Source organism: Bacillus luti (assembly GCF_001884105.1).
Taxonomy (GTDB): Bacteria; Bacillota; Bacilli; order Bacillales; family Bacillaceae_G; genus Bacillus_A; species Bacillus_A luti.
Map to the genome: position 1 here is coordinate 120,669 of NZ_MACI01000018.1, position 16,771 is coordinate 137,439.

The 16,771-nt window shown below is 35.9% G+C and carries 14 protein-coding genes and 1 pseudogene; 11 read left to right on the forward strand and 4 right to left on the reverse strand.

Annotated features, from left to right (window positions below; genetic code table 11):
• Positions 1-73: 73 nt before the first annotated feature.
• From BAQ48_RS05380 to BAQ48_RS27850, 7 genes are all read left to right on the forward strand, one after another.
• A complete protein-coding gene (locus BAQ48_RS05380; protein WP_071710303.1) occupies positions 74-1,249 on the forward strand; it encodes an amidohydrolase in 1,176 nt (391 codons plus the stop codon).
• 1 nt (position 1,250) lies between these two features.
• Positions 1,251-1,448, forward strand: a complete 198-nt coding sequence (locus BAQ48_RS05385; RefSeq protein WP_002134449.1) for a DUF3311 domain-containing protein — start codon at positions 1,251-1,253, stop codon at positions 1,446-1,448.
• The gene (locus BAQ48_RS05390) at positions 1,445-2,917 is read left to right on the forward strand and encodes a sodium:solute symporter family protein (RefSeq protein ID WP_071710304.1); all 1,473 of its coding nucleotides are present in this window, start codon (positions 1,445-1,447) and stop codon (positions 2,915-2,917) included. Before BAQ48_RS05385 ends, BAQ48_RS05390 begins: the two co-directional genes overlap by 4 nt.
• Positions 2,918-3,019: 102 nt before the next feature.
• Positions 3,020-4,495 (forward strand): spore germination protein GerLA, encoded by a 1,476-nt coding sequence (gene gerLA, locus BAQ48_RS05395; protein WP_131800838.1) that lies wholly within the window; start codon positions 3,020-3,022, stop codon positions 4,493-4,495.
• The gene (gerLB, locus tag BAQ48_RS05400) at positions 4,496-5,620 is read left to right on the forward strand and encodes a spore germination protein GerLB (protein WP_071710306.1); all 1,125 of its coding nucleotides are present in this window, start codon (positions 4,496-4,498) and stop codon (positions 5,618-5,620) included.
• Positions 5,604-6,770, forward strand: a complete 1,167-nt coding sequence (locus tag BAQ48_RS05405) for a Ger(x)C family spore germination protein (protein WP_071710307.1) — start codon at positions 5,604-5,606, stop codon at positions 6,768-6,770. Before gerLB ends, BAQ48_RS05405 begins: the two co-directional genes overlap by 17 nt.
• Before the next feature lie 11 nt (positions 6,771-6,781).
• Positions 6,782-6,919, forward strand: a complete 138-nt coding sequence (locus tag BAQ48_RS27850) for a hypothetical protein (RefSeq protein WP_000493994.1) — start codon at positions 6,782-6,784, stop codon at positions 6,917-6,919.
• Positions 6,920-6,981: 62 nt separating this feature from the next.
• On the opposite strand, the gene BAQ48_RS05410 is transcribed toward BAQ48_RS27850, so the two are convergent.
• The 3 genes from BAQ48_RS05410 to BAQ48_RS05420 are packed head-to-tail and all read right to left on the reverse strand — an operon-like array spanning position 6,982 to position 9,336.
• A complete protein-coding gene (locus tag BAQ48_RS05410) occupies positions 6,982-8,382 on the reverse strand; it encodes a nucleoside recognition domain-containing protein (protein ID WP_071710308.1) in 1,401 nt (466 codons plus the stop codon).
• Positions 8,360-9,082 (reverse strand): FeoB small GTPase domain-containing protein, encoded by a 723-nt coding sequence (locus BAQ48_RS05415; protein WP_000033856.1) that lies wholly within the window; start codon positions 9,080-9,082, stop codon positions 8,360-8,362. The genes BAQ48_RS05410 and BAQ48_RS05415 overlap by 23 nt, the downstream gene beginning before the upstream one ends.
• Entirely contained in the window at positions 9,079-9,336 is a 258-nt protein-coding gene (locus BAQ48_RS05420) for a FeoA family protein (protein WP_000252989.1), read from the reverse strand. Before BAQ48_RS05420 ends, BAQ48_RS05415 begins: the two co-directional genes overlap by 4 nt.
• 509 nt (positions 9,337-9,845) lie before the next feature.
• Here BAQ48_RS05420 and BAQ48_RS05425 point away from each other — a divergent pair.
• From BAQ48_RS05425 to BAQ48_RS05440, 4 genes and pseudogenes are all read left to right on the forward strand, one after another.
• Positions 9,846-10,745 carry a phosphate ABC transporter substrate-binding protein PstS family protein gene (locus BAQ48_RS05425; protein WP_071710309.1) on the forward strand — a complete coding sequence of 300 codons (900 nt, stop codon included), beginning with the start codon at positions 9,846-9,848 and terminating at the stop codon, positions 10,743-10,745.
• A 70-nt stretch (positions 10,746-10,815) separates the two neighbouring features.
• Positions 10,816-11,706, forward strand: a complete 891-nt coding sequence (gene pstC, locus BAQ48_RS05430) for a phosphate ABC transporter permease subunit PstC (protein ID WP_033665411.1) — start codon at positions 10,816-10,818, stop codon at positions 11,704-11,706.
• Between the two features lie 2 nt (positions 11,707-11,708).
• On the forward strand, positions 11,709-12,629 hold the full coding sequence (gene pstA / locus BAQ48_RS05435) for a phosphate ABC transporter permease PstA (protein WP_000994146.1): 921 nt from the start codon (positions 11,709-11,711) through the stop codon (positions 12,627-12,629).
• Between the two features lie 71 nt (positions 12,630-12,700).
• Positions 12,701-13,054, forward strand: a pseudogene (locus BAQ48_RS05440) (P-loop nucleotide/nucleoside kinase family protein); the annotation flags it as partial.
• Between the two features lie 43 nt (positions 13,055-13,097).
• On the opposite strand, the gene BAQ48_RS05445 reads toward BAQ48_RS05440, so the two are convergent.
• Positions 13,098-16,142 carry an efflux RND transporter permease subunit gene (locus BAQ48_RS05445; RefSeq protein ID WP_071710311.1) on the reverse strand — a complete coding sequence of 1,015 codons (3,045 nt, stop codon included), beginning with the start codon at positions 16,140-16,142 and terminating at the stop codon, positions 13,098-13,100.
• Between the last annotated feature and the right edge of the window lie 629 nt (positions 16,143-16,771).

The window sequence follows — 16,771 nt, forward strand, 5'->3', positions numbered from 1 at the left end:
CAGAAGATTCTTTTAAAAGTTAACAATTCACGTTATAATAACATTTAATTTGGTGAAGAAGGAGAGAAGAGAAATGGATGTTGCAAAAGAACTTGTTTTGTCAAAGAATCAGTTGATTGAGTGGAGAAGGCATTTTCATAAGTATCCAGAGCTATCTTTTCAAGAAGAAAGAACATCTCAATTTGTATTCGATATACTTCAGAATATCCCGCATTTAGAAGTATCAAGGCCTACTAAATATAGTGTAATGGCAAAGTTAACGGGTAAGAAACCTGGTAAAACAATTGCGATTCGTGCTGATATGGATGCTCTTCCTATTCATGAAGAAAATGAGTTTGATTTTATTTCTACATCCCCAGGTGTGATGCATGCGTGCGGTCACGATGGACATATAGCGATATTACTTGGGGTCGTACATAAGTTAGTAGAAGAAAGAGAAAAGGTTAAAGGAGAAATTCGTTTTCTATTTCAGCACGCAGAAGAAAATTTCCCAGGCGGTGCAGAAGAAATGGTCGCAGCAGGGGTAATGGAAGGTGTGGATTACATTATCGGTGCTCATCTTTGGGCTGCGTTAGAAGTTGGGAAAATTGGTGTAACGTATGGTCCGGCAATGGCTGCACCAGATGTTTTTAAAATTACAATAGAAGGAAAAGGGGGACATGCTGGAATTCCTCATGAAACAGTTGATAGTATTGCAATTGGTACACAAGTCGTTTCGCAACTTCAGCAAATTGTATCTCGTCTCACGAATCCGTTAGATTCTCTCGTAGTATCTGTTACGCAATTTCATGCTGGAACAACTCATAATGTGATTCCAGAGCAAGCGGAGATTGAAGGGACAGTGAGAAGTTTAAGACATGAATTAAGAGGAGAAACAGAAGAGAAAATTAAGCGTATTGTGAGACATACTACGGAATCTTACGGAGCGAACTATACATTTTCTTATGAATATGGGTATCGACCAGTTGTAAATGATTATGAAGTTACCGAACTTATTGAACGCACTGCATTGCAACTTTATGGAAGAGAAAGGGTTGTGCAGTTGCAACCAACGATGGCTGGAGAAGACTTTTCTGCATTTTTACAAAAGGCACCAGGGACATTCTTTTTTATCGGAGCAGGAAATAAAGCGAAGGGGATTATATACCCTCATCACCATCCTCGTTTTACGATTGATGAAGATGCACTACCGATTGGGGTGGAAGTTTTTGTATCATCCATTATGAATTTCATAAATAAAGGAGAATGAGATGAAGAAAATACACGTGCTAGCGCTTATTCCAGTTCTTTGTTTAGTAGTTGGACCAGTATTTGCAAATTCGGTCACTCCTTACGTACTCGGGATGCCATTTTTATTATTTTGGGTATTATTATCGGTACTCATTACCTCTCTTTGTATGGGGCTTGTGTACGTATTTGATCCTGCTAATAAGGGGGATGTAAAATGACAGCACTACTTATCATTATTTTATTTTTATTTGTGGCACTCTTTTTAGGGATTCGGGCGCAGCATGGAAAAGATATGAATTTAGAGCAATGGTCAGTTGGAGGAAGAGGGTTTGGAACAATCTTCGTTTTTCTTCTTATGGCAGGAGAAATTTATACGACATTCACATTTTTAGGAGGGAGTGGCTGGGCGTATAGTAAAGGAGCTCCTACTTTTTATATTTTAGGTTATGGTGCATTGGCTTATATTTTATCTTACTTTTTATTGCCGCCAGTTTGGAAGTATGCGAAAGAACATAATCTTGTTTCACAGTCAGATTTTTTTGTGAAGAAATATAAGAGTCAGACACTTGGCATTATCGTTTCTATCATTGGAGTTATTTCGATTATCCCATACCTTGTTTTACAGTTGAAAGGATTAGGAATTATCGTTTCAGAAGCATCTTACGGAAGGGTATCACCAGTTATTGCAGTGTGGATTGGAGCAATTGTTATAACGATATATGTAATGGTTTCAGGTATACATGGCTCTGCTTGGACGGCCGCTTTGAAGGATATTATGATACTGTTTATCGTTATGTTTTTAGGTATATATTTACCGTATCATTATTACGGAGGATTTCAGCCGATGTTTGAAGCTGTAGAAGCAGCAAAACCAGGATTTTTATCTTTACCTGATGAAGGAATGAGCATTTCTTGGTTTGTTTCTACTATTGTATTAACAGCCCTAGGCTTTTATATGTGGCCTCATACATTTGCTTCCGCTTTCTCTGCTAAAAACGAAAAAGTGTTTCGGAAAAATGCGGCAATTATGCCACTGTATTCTTTAGTTTTACTTTTCGTGTTCTTTGCAGGGTTTGCAGCTATCTTGCAAGTTCCTGGATTAAAGGGAGGGGATGTAGACCTTTCGTTATTCCGTCTGGCTCTTCAAACTTTTGATCCTTGGTTTATTGGGGTTATTGGTAGTGCTGGGGTTTTAACAGCATTAGTTCCGGGTTCTATGCTTGTTATGGCCGCTTCTACATTGTTAGCAAAAAATATTTACCGGACAATGGTCCCAGCTGCTTCGGACAGACAAGTTGCTAAAGCAGCTAAATTATTCGTACCTGTAGTAACACTAGTAGCAGTTTTGTTTACATTTAAAGGGGGAGAAACAATAGGAGCGCTCCTATTAATGGGTTACAGTATCGTTACACAACTTTTTCCTGCGCTTGTATGCAGTTTGTTTCCACGCCAAATTATTACGAAGCAAGGGGCAATTGCAGGAATGGGGATGGGGCTGTTAGTAGTTGCATATATCACTTTATCAGGTTCTACTATAGCTACAATGTTTCCGGGTTTCCCCCAATATATAAAAGATTTAAATGTAGGAATAGTCGCATTGTTAATGAATATGATTGTGATGTTTATAGTTAGTTGGTTCACGAAAAGTGTATCGATAAAGAAAGGCAATATAATAGTAGAAAAGTAATCCTTGTATTAGAGCTATCTTCGAAAAAGAGATAGCTCTTTTTTGTATATATTTTCTTCTATTAGCGGAATCTAACTAAAAACTTGTTGAAAAGGAAGTTAGGTGGGGGACTTGTTAGAGTTAAAAGGTAACTTATTTGAAGTTATGAAAGAAATTAGGGATGAGTTAGGTTCGCCTAATGATTTAACAATTAGGGAAGTTGCCCTTGCTGGTAGTTTTACACGCTGTGCTGTTGTTTTTTTATGTGGGTTAACAGATAAGGATAATGTTTATAAATATGTAGTTCGTACACTTCAATATGAAGAAGTACAAGAAGCAGCTGTTGTTCAAACGTTATTGGATCGTTTTATTTCTATTGCGGAAGTTGGTAAGAAGACAACGTTCCCGGATATTATAAATGCAATTTTAGCGGGAGATACAGTCATATTAATCGATAATATTCAAACTGCTATCGTGATTAATAGTAGAGCTTGGGAGAAAAGAAGTTTAGAGCCTCCGGTGACAGAAGATTTAATACGTGGGCCGAGAGTTGGATTAAATGAAGATATTAACGTGAATAAAATGTTAATTCGCCGTAGTTTACGTGATCCAAAGTTGAGGTTCCAATCTTATATTATGGGGAAGCGATCGCAGAAAGAAGTAACCCTAGTATATATAGAAGATATTATTAATCCTCACATTGTAAAAGAGCTAGATCGGCGTCTTCAATCAATAGTGACAGATGTCGTTTTTGAGACGGGTACAATTGAGCAATTAATTCAAGATAATAATTTGTCACCGTTTCCGCAGTTTTTGAATACGGAAAGGCCTGATAATATTGTGGCCTCATTAGCGAAAGGAAAGGCAGCTATTTTGGTGGATGGATCACCGTTTGCTCTTATCGCGCCACTCGTATTTGTTGATATTTTCCAATCTGTGGAAGATCATTATGAGCGTTGGGTAATAGGGACTTTATTAAGAATTTTGCGGATGGGTTCTGGTATAATTGCGGTTTTAATGCCAGCGATGTATGTAGCGCTCGTCTCATATCATCAAGGACTTATTCCTTCTAAATTGGCTTATTCAATCGCTGGGGCAAGAGAAGGTGTTCCGTTTCCTGCATATATTGAAACGTTAATGATGGCATTAACGATGGAGTTAATACGAGAAGCTGGAATTAGGTTGCCGAAACCGATGGGGCAAACAATTGGGATTGTAGGTGGTCTAGTAATTGGGGAGGCTGCGGTGAATGCAGGGATTGTAAATCCGTTCTTAGTAATTATTATTGCAGTGACTGCAATTGCTACTTTTTCATTACCTGTATACAGTATTACGATTACGTTTCGGATTTTACTTTTTGTATTTGTATTAGCTGCAACGGCTTTTGGATTGTATGGAATTATTTTAGCGCTTATCGCACTTGCTGTTCATATTACAAATTTAACAAGCGTTGGTGTACCGTATACAACTCCAATTGCTCCTGCATTTTATAAAGATTGGAAAGAAGAAATTATTCGTTTGCCAAAATCAATGCTGAAAGAGAGACCGGAATATTTACAAACGAAGGATTCTACAATACGTCCAAAGGAGCGAGAATAATTGAAACCATTTGAGTATGGCGATGAAGAGATTGGATCTCGGGAAATTGGGTTTGCGGTATCATCGACCATTATTGGTATAGGGGCATTGTCTATGCCCCGAGATATTGCTAACCAAACTTTGTTTTCGGACGGTTGGATTATTTTGCTTTTGGGTGGATTGGTGTGTGCAGTTTTAGGTTGGTTTGTAACGAGGGTAGCTATTTTATTCCCGAAACAAAACTTTGTTCAATATACAAGTGCGCATTTGACAAAGCCTGTTGCATACACGATTAGTAGCATTTTAGTATTAACGTTTGCTGCGTTGACGGCATATGAATCGCGAATGATTTCAGTCATTTCCCAAACGTATTTATTTAGTGATACACCAATACAACTACTGTCTTTCTTCTTCTTATTAGTTGTTATTTATGGAATAGCAGGATCAAGAGCGGCTTTATTAAGGTTAAATGTTCTATTTTTACCTATTGTTTTAATTGCAATCGTGCTTCTTTCTTTATTGAATATAAATTTAATGGAAATAAATAATTTGCTACCAGCTTTTCAGACGAAAGTGAGTCAATATGCTGTTGGAGTTAAGAATTCTATTTTTACGTTTATTGGATTTGAAGTAGCTCTGTTTTATGCTGTGTTACTGAATGATAAGACGGCAAAAAAAGCACCAATGGCAGTTGCGAAAGCGGTAATGGTAAATGTGCTGTCGTACATTTTAATTTATGTAACTTGTATTAGTGTTTTTACGTATATGACAACTCGTGGATTGACGTACCCAACAATTGAATTAGGGAAAGAAATTGAAATTGGTGGAGGGTTTTTAGAAAGGTTCGATGCAATTTTTTTTACAACTTGGATTATTACTATTTATAACACTACAGTCATGTATTATGACGTCGCATCTTTATTATTTTGTGCTATGTTTCCAAAAGTGAAGAAACATATTTTCATTTTTGTAAGTGCCCCGATTATTTTTATGGCGAATATGATACCTAGTAGTTTGAATGAATTGTCGAATTATGGAACTTATTTAGCTTGGATAGATATGGGGTTTGTCGTGTTAGCGCCTTTGTTAGTTTTTATTGTATATAAAATAAAAAGAAGGAATGGTAGAAATGAAAAACCTTCTTAAAATTATAATGGTTATGGTTTTAGTTGGATCTATAAGTGGGTGCTCTGAGCTAGAAGAAATAGAAGAAAGAGGATTTGTAGTAGGTGCAGCCTATGATATTGTGAAAAAAAAGAAAGCGAATCCAATTATGAAAGGTACGTATCAGATGGTACTTCCCAGTAAGTTAGCGCAGCAAGGTGGACAAGGTGGTGGAGATAGCGAAAATTATATTAACGTTAGTGCGAAAGCAGATAATGTCTTTGAACAAATACGAATTATCGCAAAAAAAATTAGTCGCTCATTATTCTTTCCGCATATACAAGTGATAATTTTTTCTAAAGATTTATTAGTGAATCCATATGTTTTACAAAATACGTTAGATGTATATATTCGTGATCATGAGATGAGACGAAATATTCGTTTGTTCGTTTCTGATAAAGATGCAGAAGCTATTTTGAAGCAGAGCGCTAAGCCTGAAAATTTACCAGCGCAGTATATTGATATGTTAGCTGAACATCCTCCAAAAAATGCCCAAATGATTGAGGCTGCAAGAATTGGTGAGGTTCAGGAAAAGATGATTTCCAATCGAAGTTTCGTATTACCTATTCTTGAATTAACAAAGCAAGGTGTACAAATGAACGGGGCAGCGTTGTTCCGTGGGAAGGATAATAAGTGTGTAGGTAGTTTGAATGGGGAAGAAACATTAGGGATGAATTATATAATAGGTAAAAAAATTGGAGGTTTTTTTACCATCCGCAAAAAAAATCAACTTATTACATATGAAATTCATAAGTTGCGTCGGAAAATTAAAGTATCTACAACGAATGTTACAAAACCAAAGTTTAATATTCACTTATTTTTGGAAGGTACAATAGCTGAGTTACACTTTAGTGATCATAAAAAGGTCTTGAATGAAAAACGTTTAGAGAAGGATATTTCGGAGGAAATGGAGAAGCGCATCCGAAAATCGATTAAGCTTGTTCAAAAAAAATATAAGGTAGATGTATTAGAATTAGGGGAAGTATATAAGCGGCATAATTATAAAGAGTGGAAAAAAATAAGTAAGAATTGGGATCAAGGTGAAAATTACTTTAGTGATGCTGAGGTTACTGTTCATGTTCATCCGACAATTGAACATTCGGGTTCAGCTTTACCAAAAAGAGTAAAGTAAGGTGATGGAAGGTGTTTACTGGATTAGGGATTAGTTGCACAATATTAATGGCAGTTCTTCCGGGAGCCATATACTACATTCATAAAAAAATTACAACGTATGGAGCACAGCCTTGGAATACAGATATACAAAAAAAGAAACCTGAATAATTTCAGGTTTCTTTCGCACAAAGCATATGTGAAGGGGGATACCTTCTATGTATGCTTTGTTTTTATACAAGCCCTAACCAATGTACCAATTGTGTAGAGAGGAATGTCACAACAATGGCGATAACGGTAGGGATTGCAAACGATAAGAATGTCCATTTTGCACTTTTTGTTTCTTTATATATGTTAACCAGTGTTGTTCCGCATGGGAAATGAAGAAGTGAGAACAACATTGTGTTTAACGCTGTTAACCAAGTCCAACCATTTTCTAAGAATAGATTTTTAATTTGATTAAAATCATCTATTTCAGTTAAAGCTCCGGTTGATAAGTAAGACATTAATAAAATCGGGATAACAATTTCATTCGCTGGTAGTCCAAGAATGAACGCAGCTAGAATAAAGCCGTCAAGTCCTAACATTTTAGCGAATGGATCTAGGAAGTTTACAAAATACATAAGTAGGCTCGTGTCACCGACGAAAATATTAGCTAGTAACCAAGTTAATGCAGCCGCAGGGGCAGCTACAACAACAGCACGTTTTAAAACATAGACTGATTTATCGAGTGTTGCACGTACAATTGTATTCCAAACCTTTGGCTTACGGTACGGCGGTAACTCAAGTGTGTAGTGAGTTGGAACGCCTTTTAAAGCTGTTTTTGATAGTACCCAAGAAACGGTTAATGTCATAATAACACCAATTACAACCATTCCAACTACAACGCCGGCAGTAACAAGTGTTTGCATGCTGCCTGTATAACCAGCGGCCATAAATAGTGAAGCCATTAAAATTAACATAGGCCAGCGACCGTTACAAGGGACGAAGTTGTTTGTTAAGATTGCAAGCATACGTTCACGTGGTGATTCAATAATACGTGTTGACATGATGGCTGCAGCATTACAACCAAATCCCATTGCCATTGTTAAAGATTGTTTGCCGTGTGCACCAGAGCGTTTGAATAAGCGGTCCATATTAAACGCGACGCGTGGTAGGTATCCATAGTTTTCTAATAGTGCGAACATAGGGAAAAAGATTGCCATAGGTGGTAACATAACACTAATAACAGCACCGATACCACGGAATAAACCAAGTATTAAAATGCCATGTAACCATTCAGGTGCATGCATTGCTTGGAACCAAGATGTTAAATATCCTTCTGTCCATCCGAAGAATTCGGCAATCATATCAGAAGGTACGTTAGCACCTGCAATTGTAAGATAAAAAATGATAGATAAAATACCTAACATAATTGGGAATCCCCAGATTGGAGATGTGAAAATTTTATCTAGTTTCTCAGAACGATATAATTTATCCGTATTTGTATATTGAACAGATTCTTTACATATGCTTGCAGATGTTCGATAAATATCTCCGACAATATCATCTCGTATATCTTCTTTTGAAAGTGTTTGTGCATGTTGAATAATATAGTCTAATGGAAGAGCTTTACTGGCTGAGTGAGATTCCATTAATTACGACCTCCCTTACAAGTGGTTCATTATGGTGTTTTTGAAGTGTAGTTAAGAAATTTTTATCTCCATCTAATATACGTAACGCAATCCAACGTGCTGGATACGTATCACCGAACACTTTATAAATTTGTGGTTCTAATTCTCGAATCATATTTTCGATTTTTTCACTATAAGTAACTTTAATTGGTGTTGGAATTAGCTTTTTGTTTGCTACTTTGGCAATGACATTTAGTAAATGACCGATGCCTACTCGGTTACGAGCGGAAATTTTAACTACAGGTACACCGAGTGATTTTGCTAATTTCTTTTCATCGATAACGATGCCTTTTTTCTCAGCTTCATCAATTAAGTTAATACAAATGACTACGTTACTCGTCATTTCCATCACTTGGAGTGCTAAATTTAAATTTCTTTCCATAGCAGTTGCATCGATAACAACTACAGTTACTTCTGGTTTTTCAAATATAATATAATCCCTTGCTACTTCTTCATCCGCAGAATTTGAATATAGTGAGTAAGTTCCAGGTAAATCTATTAATGTATATTTACTACCGTTATGTTCATATTCCCCTTCAGCTTTTAAAACAGTTTTTCCTGTCCAGTTTCCAGTATGTTGTTTTAAGCCTGTTAAAGTATTGAATAATGTACTTTTCCCGGTATTCGGGTTGCCAGCTAAAGCAATGCGATGTTTGCTCATCTGAAATCATCTCCTATTAATACCCCGAAAATAAGGGAACTTTCTTCCTTACGTAGTGCAATAGTTGTGTTGCTTACTTGATAAGCGACCGGATCGCCAAGTGGACTGCGTTGTAATACTTTAATCGTTGCGCCAGGGATAAATCCTAAATCTAATAAACGTCGTTTCATAGTTCCTTCTAATTGTATCTTCTCAATTTGTACAAACTCTCCTGTCTTAAATTCGGAAAGTGGTTTTGTATTAGCCGATACCATAAAAGTTACCTCATCTCTATATTGTTAGTTTAAGTTTAAAAAGTTTCCTTAGGTAAACTTTTTGTTAGTAATATAGTAGACTACATTGGATGATGCTGTCAATTGGTACTTTAAAAATATTCATTTATTTTTAGAATTGTTCCAATTTATTTAGTTGTACTAAAAAATATTACTGAAATTCTTTGTAATGTGCATAAATTAGGCGCGTAAAAGTAACAAAATACAGCAGAATTGTAAATGTAACTTTAACTAAAAGGGAAAAAGAGTGAAAAACATTTACATTGAATTTACATTGTTAAGAGTAAATTTACATTACAGCTTAATTAGTGTGGATTTTGTTGGGTTCTTTAACTATAAATGTTGGGATTACTAGTTTTTAAGGATTATTATCGTCATTTACTTAAAATTAAAAATTGCTTAACACTCACATAATATTGTTGTCCTACAATGAATTTGTGTTCGAAAGAAAATGAATTCGAAAAGCGATAATCCAAATGGGGGTACAAGACATGGTTATGAAAAAAGGTATTAAATTTTCTTTAGCAGCTTTAGTTATGGCAGGTGCATTAGTTGGATGTGGAAAAGCAGAAAGTACGGATAAAGAGGCTGCTAAAGGAAGCGATAATGCGAAACAAGAATTATCAGGTACGATTGCAGCGGCTGGTTCTACAGCTCTTCTACCTCTTGCGGAGGAAGCTGGAAAGAAATTCATGGAGAAAAACTCGAAAGTTTCTATTCAAGTTCAAGGTGGCGGTAGTGGAACTGGGATTAACCAAGTAGCATCTGGTGCGGTACAAATTGGTAACTCAGATGTTCCGTCCTCAGATAAAATAAAAGATGCTGAAAAGGCGAAAGAATTAGTAGATAACAAGGTAGCGGGTATTGCATTCGCTCTTGTCGTAAATAAAGATGTAAAAGTTGATAACTTAACAGTACAACAAGTACAAGATATCTTCACTGGAAAAGTAACAAACTGGAAAGAAGTAGGCGGGAAAGATGAAAAAATTAACGTAATTAATCGTCCAGCTTCATCTGGTACACGTGCTACATTCGAAAAAACGATTATGAAAGATGCAAAAATTAACGATGGAACTGGTACAACACAAGATTCTAACGGTGCAGTAGAGCAGGCAATTAATTCTACGCCAGGTTCAGTAAGTTATTTAGCAATGTCTTACATGGTTGGCGATAAAAAAGGTGCATTACAAACAGTGAAAATTGATGGTGCTGAACCGAAAGTTGAAAACATTTCGTCTGGTAAATATCCATTCTGGTCTTACGAATATATGGTAACAAAAGGTGAAGCGAAAGAAGCAACAAAAGCTTACATCGATTATGTAAAAGGTAAGGACTTTGAAAAGCAAGTAGAAGATATGGGTTACATTCCAATGTCTAAATTAAGTAAATAATCAAATTTATAGGGCTGGCTGCAAGGCCAGTCCTGTTCATTTCAATCTGTGAAGTGGGGTCTGTCCTGTGATGAAGGGGAAAAAACAAATTAATTACGTGAAAAGTGAATATATAGGAAGATCACTTGTTACGTTTTGTGGTATTTTAATTGTTTTAATTACATTAGCTATTATTGCGTTTATTTGTGGTAAAGGAATTCAATCTTTTACGCAAAGTGGAATCTCATTTACTGAGATGTTAACATCGACAAAATGGAATCCAAATGCTGACGAAGGAACCTTTGGGGCTTTGATTTTCATTGTAGGTTCAACGGTGGTTTCGTTAGGTGCGGTTATTATTAGTGCACCGATTGCTATAGCTCTTGCTATATTCATGAATTTAATTTCGCCGAAGTTTGGAAATAAAGTATTGAAGCCTGTTTTAGAATTATTAGTCGGTATTCCTTCAGTTGTATACGGATTATTAGGGGTTACGATTTTAGTTCCGCTATTACGTGATTCGTTTGGTGGAGTGGGCTTTAGTTTAATTGCAGGTATTGTTGTATTAAGTATTATGATTTTACCTACTATTGCTAGTATCGCTTCTGATGCAATACGCTCTGTTCCGTTTGATTATTTAGAAGCTTCTTATGGTCTAGGATCAACGAAATGGCAAGCGGTTAGCCGAGTGATTGTTCCTGCTGCGAAAAAAGGGATTTTAACAGGTATTGTTTTAGGTTTAGCGCGTGCTTTTGGTGAAGCGTTAGCGGTTCAAATGGTAATCGGAAACACGATTAAATTACCAGAAGGAATATATAGTCCGACAGCAACGTTAACAGGTATTTTGACAATGGATATGACAAATACATTGAACGGAACTGCGTGGAACAATGCGCTATGGACTTTAGCGATGATTTTACTTGTTATTTCATTCCTGTTTATTTTAGTAATTCGAGCGATTGGGCAAAGAGGTGAGCGATAATAATGAATGCAAGAACGGTAAATAAAGTTTGGACAGGTATCTTTTATGCAGTTGCGGCTTTAGTTGTAGCGCTGCTAGTGTTCTTAGTGTTTGAAATTTTACAAAAGGGATGGGGTTTTTGGGATCCTAATTTCTTGTTTGGAGAACCAAGCAATACAAGAGCTGGTGGTGGAATTGGTCCGCAGTTATTTAATTCCTTCTACATGCTTGTTATAACACTTGTTATTTCTATTCCTCTTGGATTAGGTGCGGGAATATATTTAGCGGAGTATGCAAAACAAGGACGTTTTTTAAATTTTGTTCGTTTATGTATTGAGACAATGGCATCTTTACCTTCTATTGTTGTTGGTTTATTCGGTTTGTTAGTGTTCGTTACAATGACAGGCTGGGGATACACAGTAATGGGTGGTGCTCTTGCTTTAACTATTTTAAACTTACCAGGTTTAACACGTGTTTGTGAAAATGCGATTTCGGAAGTCCCTCATAATGTAAAAGAGGCAAGTCTTGGATTAGGTGCAACAAAGTGGCAAACGATCGCTCGTATTATTATTCCGTCATCATTACCGCAAATTATTACAGGAATTATTTTAGCGGCGGGTCGTATATTTGGAGAAGCGGCAGCGTTAATTTATACAGCGGGTTTAACATCTCCAATTTTAAATTCGGCAGTAGAATTATCAAGTCCTGCGCATCCTTTAAATCCATTTAGACCAGCTGAAACATTAGCGGTTCACATTTGGAAGTTGAATTCTGAAGGGGTTATCCCAGATGCGAAGTTGATTGCGACAAAATCTGCAGCGGTATTAATTATTATGGTATTACTATTCAACGTTATTTCACGCTTGATAGCATCTGTATTACACAAACGTTTTACAGGAACGAAGAGAAAAAGTAAAACAACGAAGAAGGTAAAAGCAGCATAGGTTATAAAGAAGAACTCTCTATTTATAAGTAGGGAGTTCTTTTTGTGTTTTAATATAGAAGGAATGGATGATACGATGTTGAATGGGTATTGATTGATTCTTATTTAGAACAAGGGCATAGTGTGATATTGGATAGTCCATGTCTATATAAAGGGATGGTTGAAAAAGGAATTAAGCTGTCTAATAAACATGGTGTGAAATATAAATATATTGAGTGTTATCTGAATGATATGGAAGAGATTAATAATAGGTTGCGAACACGTAAGCGTATGGTCATTCAAATTGAAAAGGTAGAGTCGGAAGTAGCTTTTAAAAAGTGGTTAAACGGTAGTAAAAGACCTTTAAATAGTGAATATATTATTGTGGATTCTAGTGAACCTCTAGAACGGTATACGGAAAAAATGATGGAGTATATGAGTAGGTAGAGAAAAAGGGTTATCTTCATGAATGAAGATAACCCTTTTTCTTTTAAATATCAGGTGTTTCTGTAGAAGTGCTTATTTTTCTGCGAGAGCGCCTTTTTCTCCCAATTTTATCTAATAGTTCATACATAACTGGAACCACTACTAATGTAAGGACGGTTGAAACTGCCAGACCACCGATCACAACAACGGCCAGACTTTTTGATACCATACTTCCTGCTTGAGATTGACCAAATAGGAGTGGGAGCATAGCGACAATTGTTGTAATAGCTGTCATAATAATCGGGCGTAGTCTAGTAGAACCTGCTTCAAGTAAGGCTTCTCTCGTTTCCATGCCATGTTCCCGGTTTTGTTGTACTCTTTCTATTAATACAATAGCGTTTGTAACAACAATCCCGATTAACATTAATGCACCGATCAAGGAATTTACATCAACAGGTGTTCGTGAAATAATCAATCCTAAAATACCGCCGACAGCAGCTAATGGCAGGGAGAATAAGATTGCAAAAGGGGCGCGTGCTTGCCCAAATGTGATAACCATAATTAAATACACAATCCCGATTGCGATCCCCATAATTTTGAATAGGTCTGTAAAGTTTTCTTGCATAGATTCAGTGGCACCTGCGAGATTTACTTTAGCTCCGCTAGGTAAATCTAATTCAGTTATCGCTTTATTTACTTCAGCGCTTACTTTACTTAAATCTTCATTTGAAGCTTCTGCGGTAATTTGAATCGTTTCTTTTCCGTCTTTATGGAAAATTTCTGTTTGAGTTTGTTTTTCTGAAATAGTTGCGATATCTTTTAAAGGGATTGGTCCATTAATAGGTGATAGTATGTTTGTGTTTAAAATATCTTCTTGTTTATTAATGTTTTCTTTTTTGTGTTCTATCATAATAGTCGTTTTTTCATTATTAATTGTAATTTCGCCAATAGGTGATTTTTTCATAAGGAATGCTACTTGTTGCGCAGCTATTTCTGGTGTTAAACCTAGTTGTTCGGCCTTTGTTTGATCGATATAAATTTGCCATTCTTTCTTAGAGTCTTCTAAATTCGTTTTTATTTTAGAAAGATTATCCATGCTTTTTAGTTTTGTTTCGACGATAGTAGCTGCCTCTTTTAAATTCGTTTCGTTAGTAGCTGTTACGTTAAATTGCAAATTGTTACCGCCACCGGAGCTCGAATAACTTGTTTTTATATAATCAAGTTCAGCAGGCTCGAAAGTTTTGTTTTCTTTTTTTAACTCTTTAATATATTGGTCGATATCAGAACCTTTTTTGAAGACTACAAATATACTGGCAAGGTTATTTTTAGTTGTTTGCCCCCATTGTGCATCTTCTGCGCTAGATCCCATTCGTAAAATAACGTCTGTTACATTTGAATTAGAAAGTAGTTTCTTTTCGAAATCAAATGCTTTTTGTTTTTGAGCTTCAGCGTTATAATCGGCTGGAAATGTCATGTTAATAGATAACATTGTGTCGTCTTCAGATTTTATGTTTGCTTTCGGTAGTAATATATAGGCTGCGATTGATCCTACAAATAATAAAAAAGAAGTAAATAGAATGATGAATTTATGAGAAAGAGCCCACTTTAATGTAGCGACATATCGTGGTGAAGAGCTCGGTTTTCGATGCTTTGTTTTTTTGAGTAGTAAAAAGGCCATAAGTGGAACAACTGTTAGTGCAACGATTAAGGAAGATAGAATAGAATATACAACTGCTAATACCATAGGTAACATTAATTTTCCGATTGCTCCTGATACGAGGCCGATAGGTAAAAAAACAGCGACCGTTGTTAAAGTAGAAGAAGTAATTGCGACGGCAACTTCTTTTGTTGCATCGAGAATAATATCTTTAGAGAAAGCTTCTTTTTGTAAACGGCGGAAAATATTCTCAATGACAACGATACTATCATCGACGAGACGTCCAACTGCAACTGCCAAGCCGCCGAGAGTTAAAATGTTAAGTGTGATGTTAGATTGGTGTAGTAAAAAGAGTGTTAATAAAATAGATAAAGGAATACTGACGACAGCGATAAGTGTCGTTCGGAAGCTACGTAAGAAAAATAAGATAATAAGAGTTGCAGCAATGGCCCCAAGGATTACTTCTTTTCCCATACTAGTAACAGCATTTTCAACTTGTTCATGAGTTGAGGCTAAAAGCTTAATAGAAAACTGACCTTTATACTCCTTATCTATATCCTTAACCTTTTTATCAATTTCTTTTCCGATTGCCACCGCATTTTTACTAGGCTCTTTCATGATGATTAATCCTGTACCTTCTTCTCCATTTATATGTGAGATTGTATCGTAGTGTTGTTTAAGTTCAATTTGAGCAACATCTTGTAATTTTACTTGAGGTGCAACGGTGATGTTTTTAATGTCATCTACATTTTTTATATCCCCGATGACGCGAAGGTTGTATTCTTCCGTGTTAACGGTAATCGCCCCAGTTGGAGTGGAAGTTTCTTTCCCTTGTAAAGCTTTTAATATTTGCTCTGATGTTACGTTTTTATCTTTTAGTTTGCTAGGATCAAGTAAGATGGATAATTCGGAAGTTGATTTTCCGAAAAACATGACATTGGCAACACCATCAATGTTTTCGAGTTGTGGTACGATTTCTTTCTCGATTTGTTTTTCATCTGCTTTTGAAAATCCGTGTTGCTTCTGGATGGTAATTTGAGCGAGTGGAATCATAGACGTATTTAATTGGCTAACTACAGGCTTAGTTACATCTTTAGGTAATTTAATCGTATTAATTGCTTTTTCGACTTCGCGTGCTGCGTCTTTCATATTTGCCTTGGATGTATATGCAATGTCGATCCGTGATAATCCCTCGTGTGTGGAGGAAGTGATGCCATCAATATGTTCTAAATTACGAAATTGTTTTTCGAGGGGATCAGTTACTTCCTTGGTCATCGTTTCAGCATCAAGTCCTTGAGATAATGTCGTTACAGTTATTGCAGGGTTATCGATGCTTGGTAAAAATTCCATCGGTAATTTAGAACCGGAATAAACGCCGAGTATGGAAATGAGAAAAACCATGATAATAATAGCGGCGCGGTTTTTTAATGAAAACTTTGTTAACCTATCCATAAGATAATTCCTCCATTAGTATTTATAGTTTTGTGGGCACTTTCTTACTATATAACAAAAAATGGATATCTTTCATTAATTAAATGTAAAAAAATTCTAACAATAATCTTAAGTTAATGTTTTTGGCGACATTTCATTATTTTTAGAAAGTGAAATATCTGATTGGAGAGGAGGTATTCACTTGAGTTGTTTTTTAGTACGGGGGATTCTTTTCTTGCGTCTAACGTGTATCGTTATTTTATAGAGAGATAAATGATTATGAAGTTTAATATAGAAGAGAGTGAAATACAGTTTGGTTGATCAGAGTGTTTTGGCATATAATCAAAATACTTGCTTTCAGTAGAGAGGATAAAGAGTCTTACTATAGAAGAAAGTAGGATAGATAATTTTTTTTGTGTTTTTTTATAAAAACACTTGTTATTTAAAAACCATGATGGTATATTAATAAACGTCGCTGATGCAGAAACGCAGAAAACGACAAAAAGAAATTTTAAAACTTAGTTGACATCGAAAAATGAAGATGTTAATATGATGAAGTCGCTTCTGAAGCGGCGGACAAGTTCTTTGAAAACTGAACGAAACAAACAACGTGAAACGTCAATTTTTATTTTTAGATGCTAGACAAACTA

What these genes read in the sequence shown, in the direction of transcription:
- BAQ48_RS05445 (WP_071710311.1), bottom strand. Translation starts at nt 16,142, where the DNA reads ATGGATAGGTTAACAAAGTTTTCATTAAAAAACCGCGCCGCTATTATT.
- BAQ48_RS05385 (WP_002134449.1), top strand. Translation starts at nt 1,251, where the DNA reads ATGAAGAAAATACACGTGCTAGCGCTTATTCCAGTTCTTTGTTTAGTA.
- pstA (WP_000994146.1), top strand. Translation starts at nt 11,709, where the DNA reads ATGAATGCAAGAACGGTAAATAAAGTTTGGACAGGTATCTTTTATGCA.
- BAQ48_RS05380 (WP_071710303.1), top strand. Translation starts at nt 74, where the DNA reads ATGGATGTTGCAAAAGAACTTGTTTTGTCAAAGAATCAGTTGATTGAG.
- BAQ48_RS05415 (WP_000033856.1), bottom strand. Translation starts at nt 9,082, where the DNA reads ATGAGCAAACATCGCATTGCTTTAGCTGGCAACCCGAATACCGGGAAA.
- BAQ48_RS05405 (WP_071710307.1), top strand. Translation starts at nt 5,604, where the DNA reads ATGAAAAACCTTCTTAAAATTATAATGGTTATGGTTTTAGTTGGATCT.
- BAQ48_RS05390 (WP_071710304.1), top strand. Translation starts at nt 1,445, where the DNA reads ATGACAGCACTACTTATCATTATTTTATTTTTATTTGTGGCACTCTTT.
- BAQ48_RS05425 (WP_071710309.1), top strand. Translation starts at nt 9,846, where the DNA reads ATGGTTATGAAAAAAGGTATTAAATTTTCTTTAGCAGCTTTAGTTATG.
- BAQ48_RS05420 (WP_000252989.1), bottom strand. Translation starts at nt 9,336, where the DNA reads ATGGTATCGGCTAATACAAAACCACTTTCCGAATTTAAGACAGGAGAG.
- pstC (WP_033665411.1), top strand. Translation starts at nt 10,816, where the DNA reads ATGAAGGGGAAAAAACAAATTAATTACGTGAAAAGTGAATATATAGGA.
- BAQ48_RS05410 (WP_071710308.1), bottom strand. Translation starts at nt 8,382, where the DNA reads ATGGAATCTCACTCAGCCAGTAAAGCTCTTCCATTAGACTATATTATT.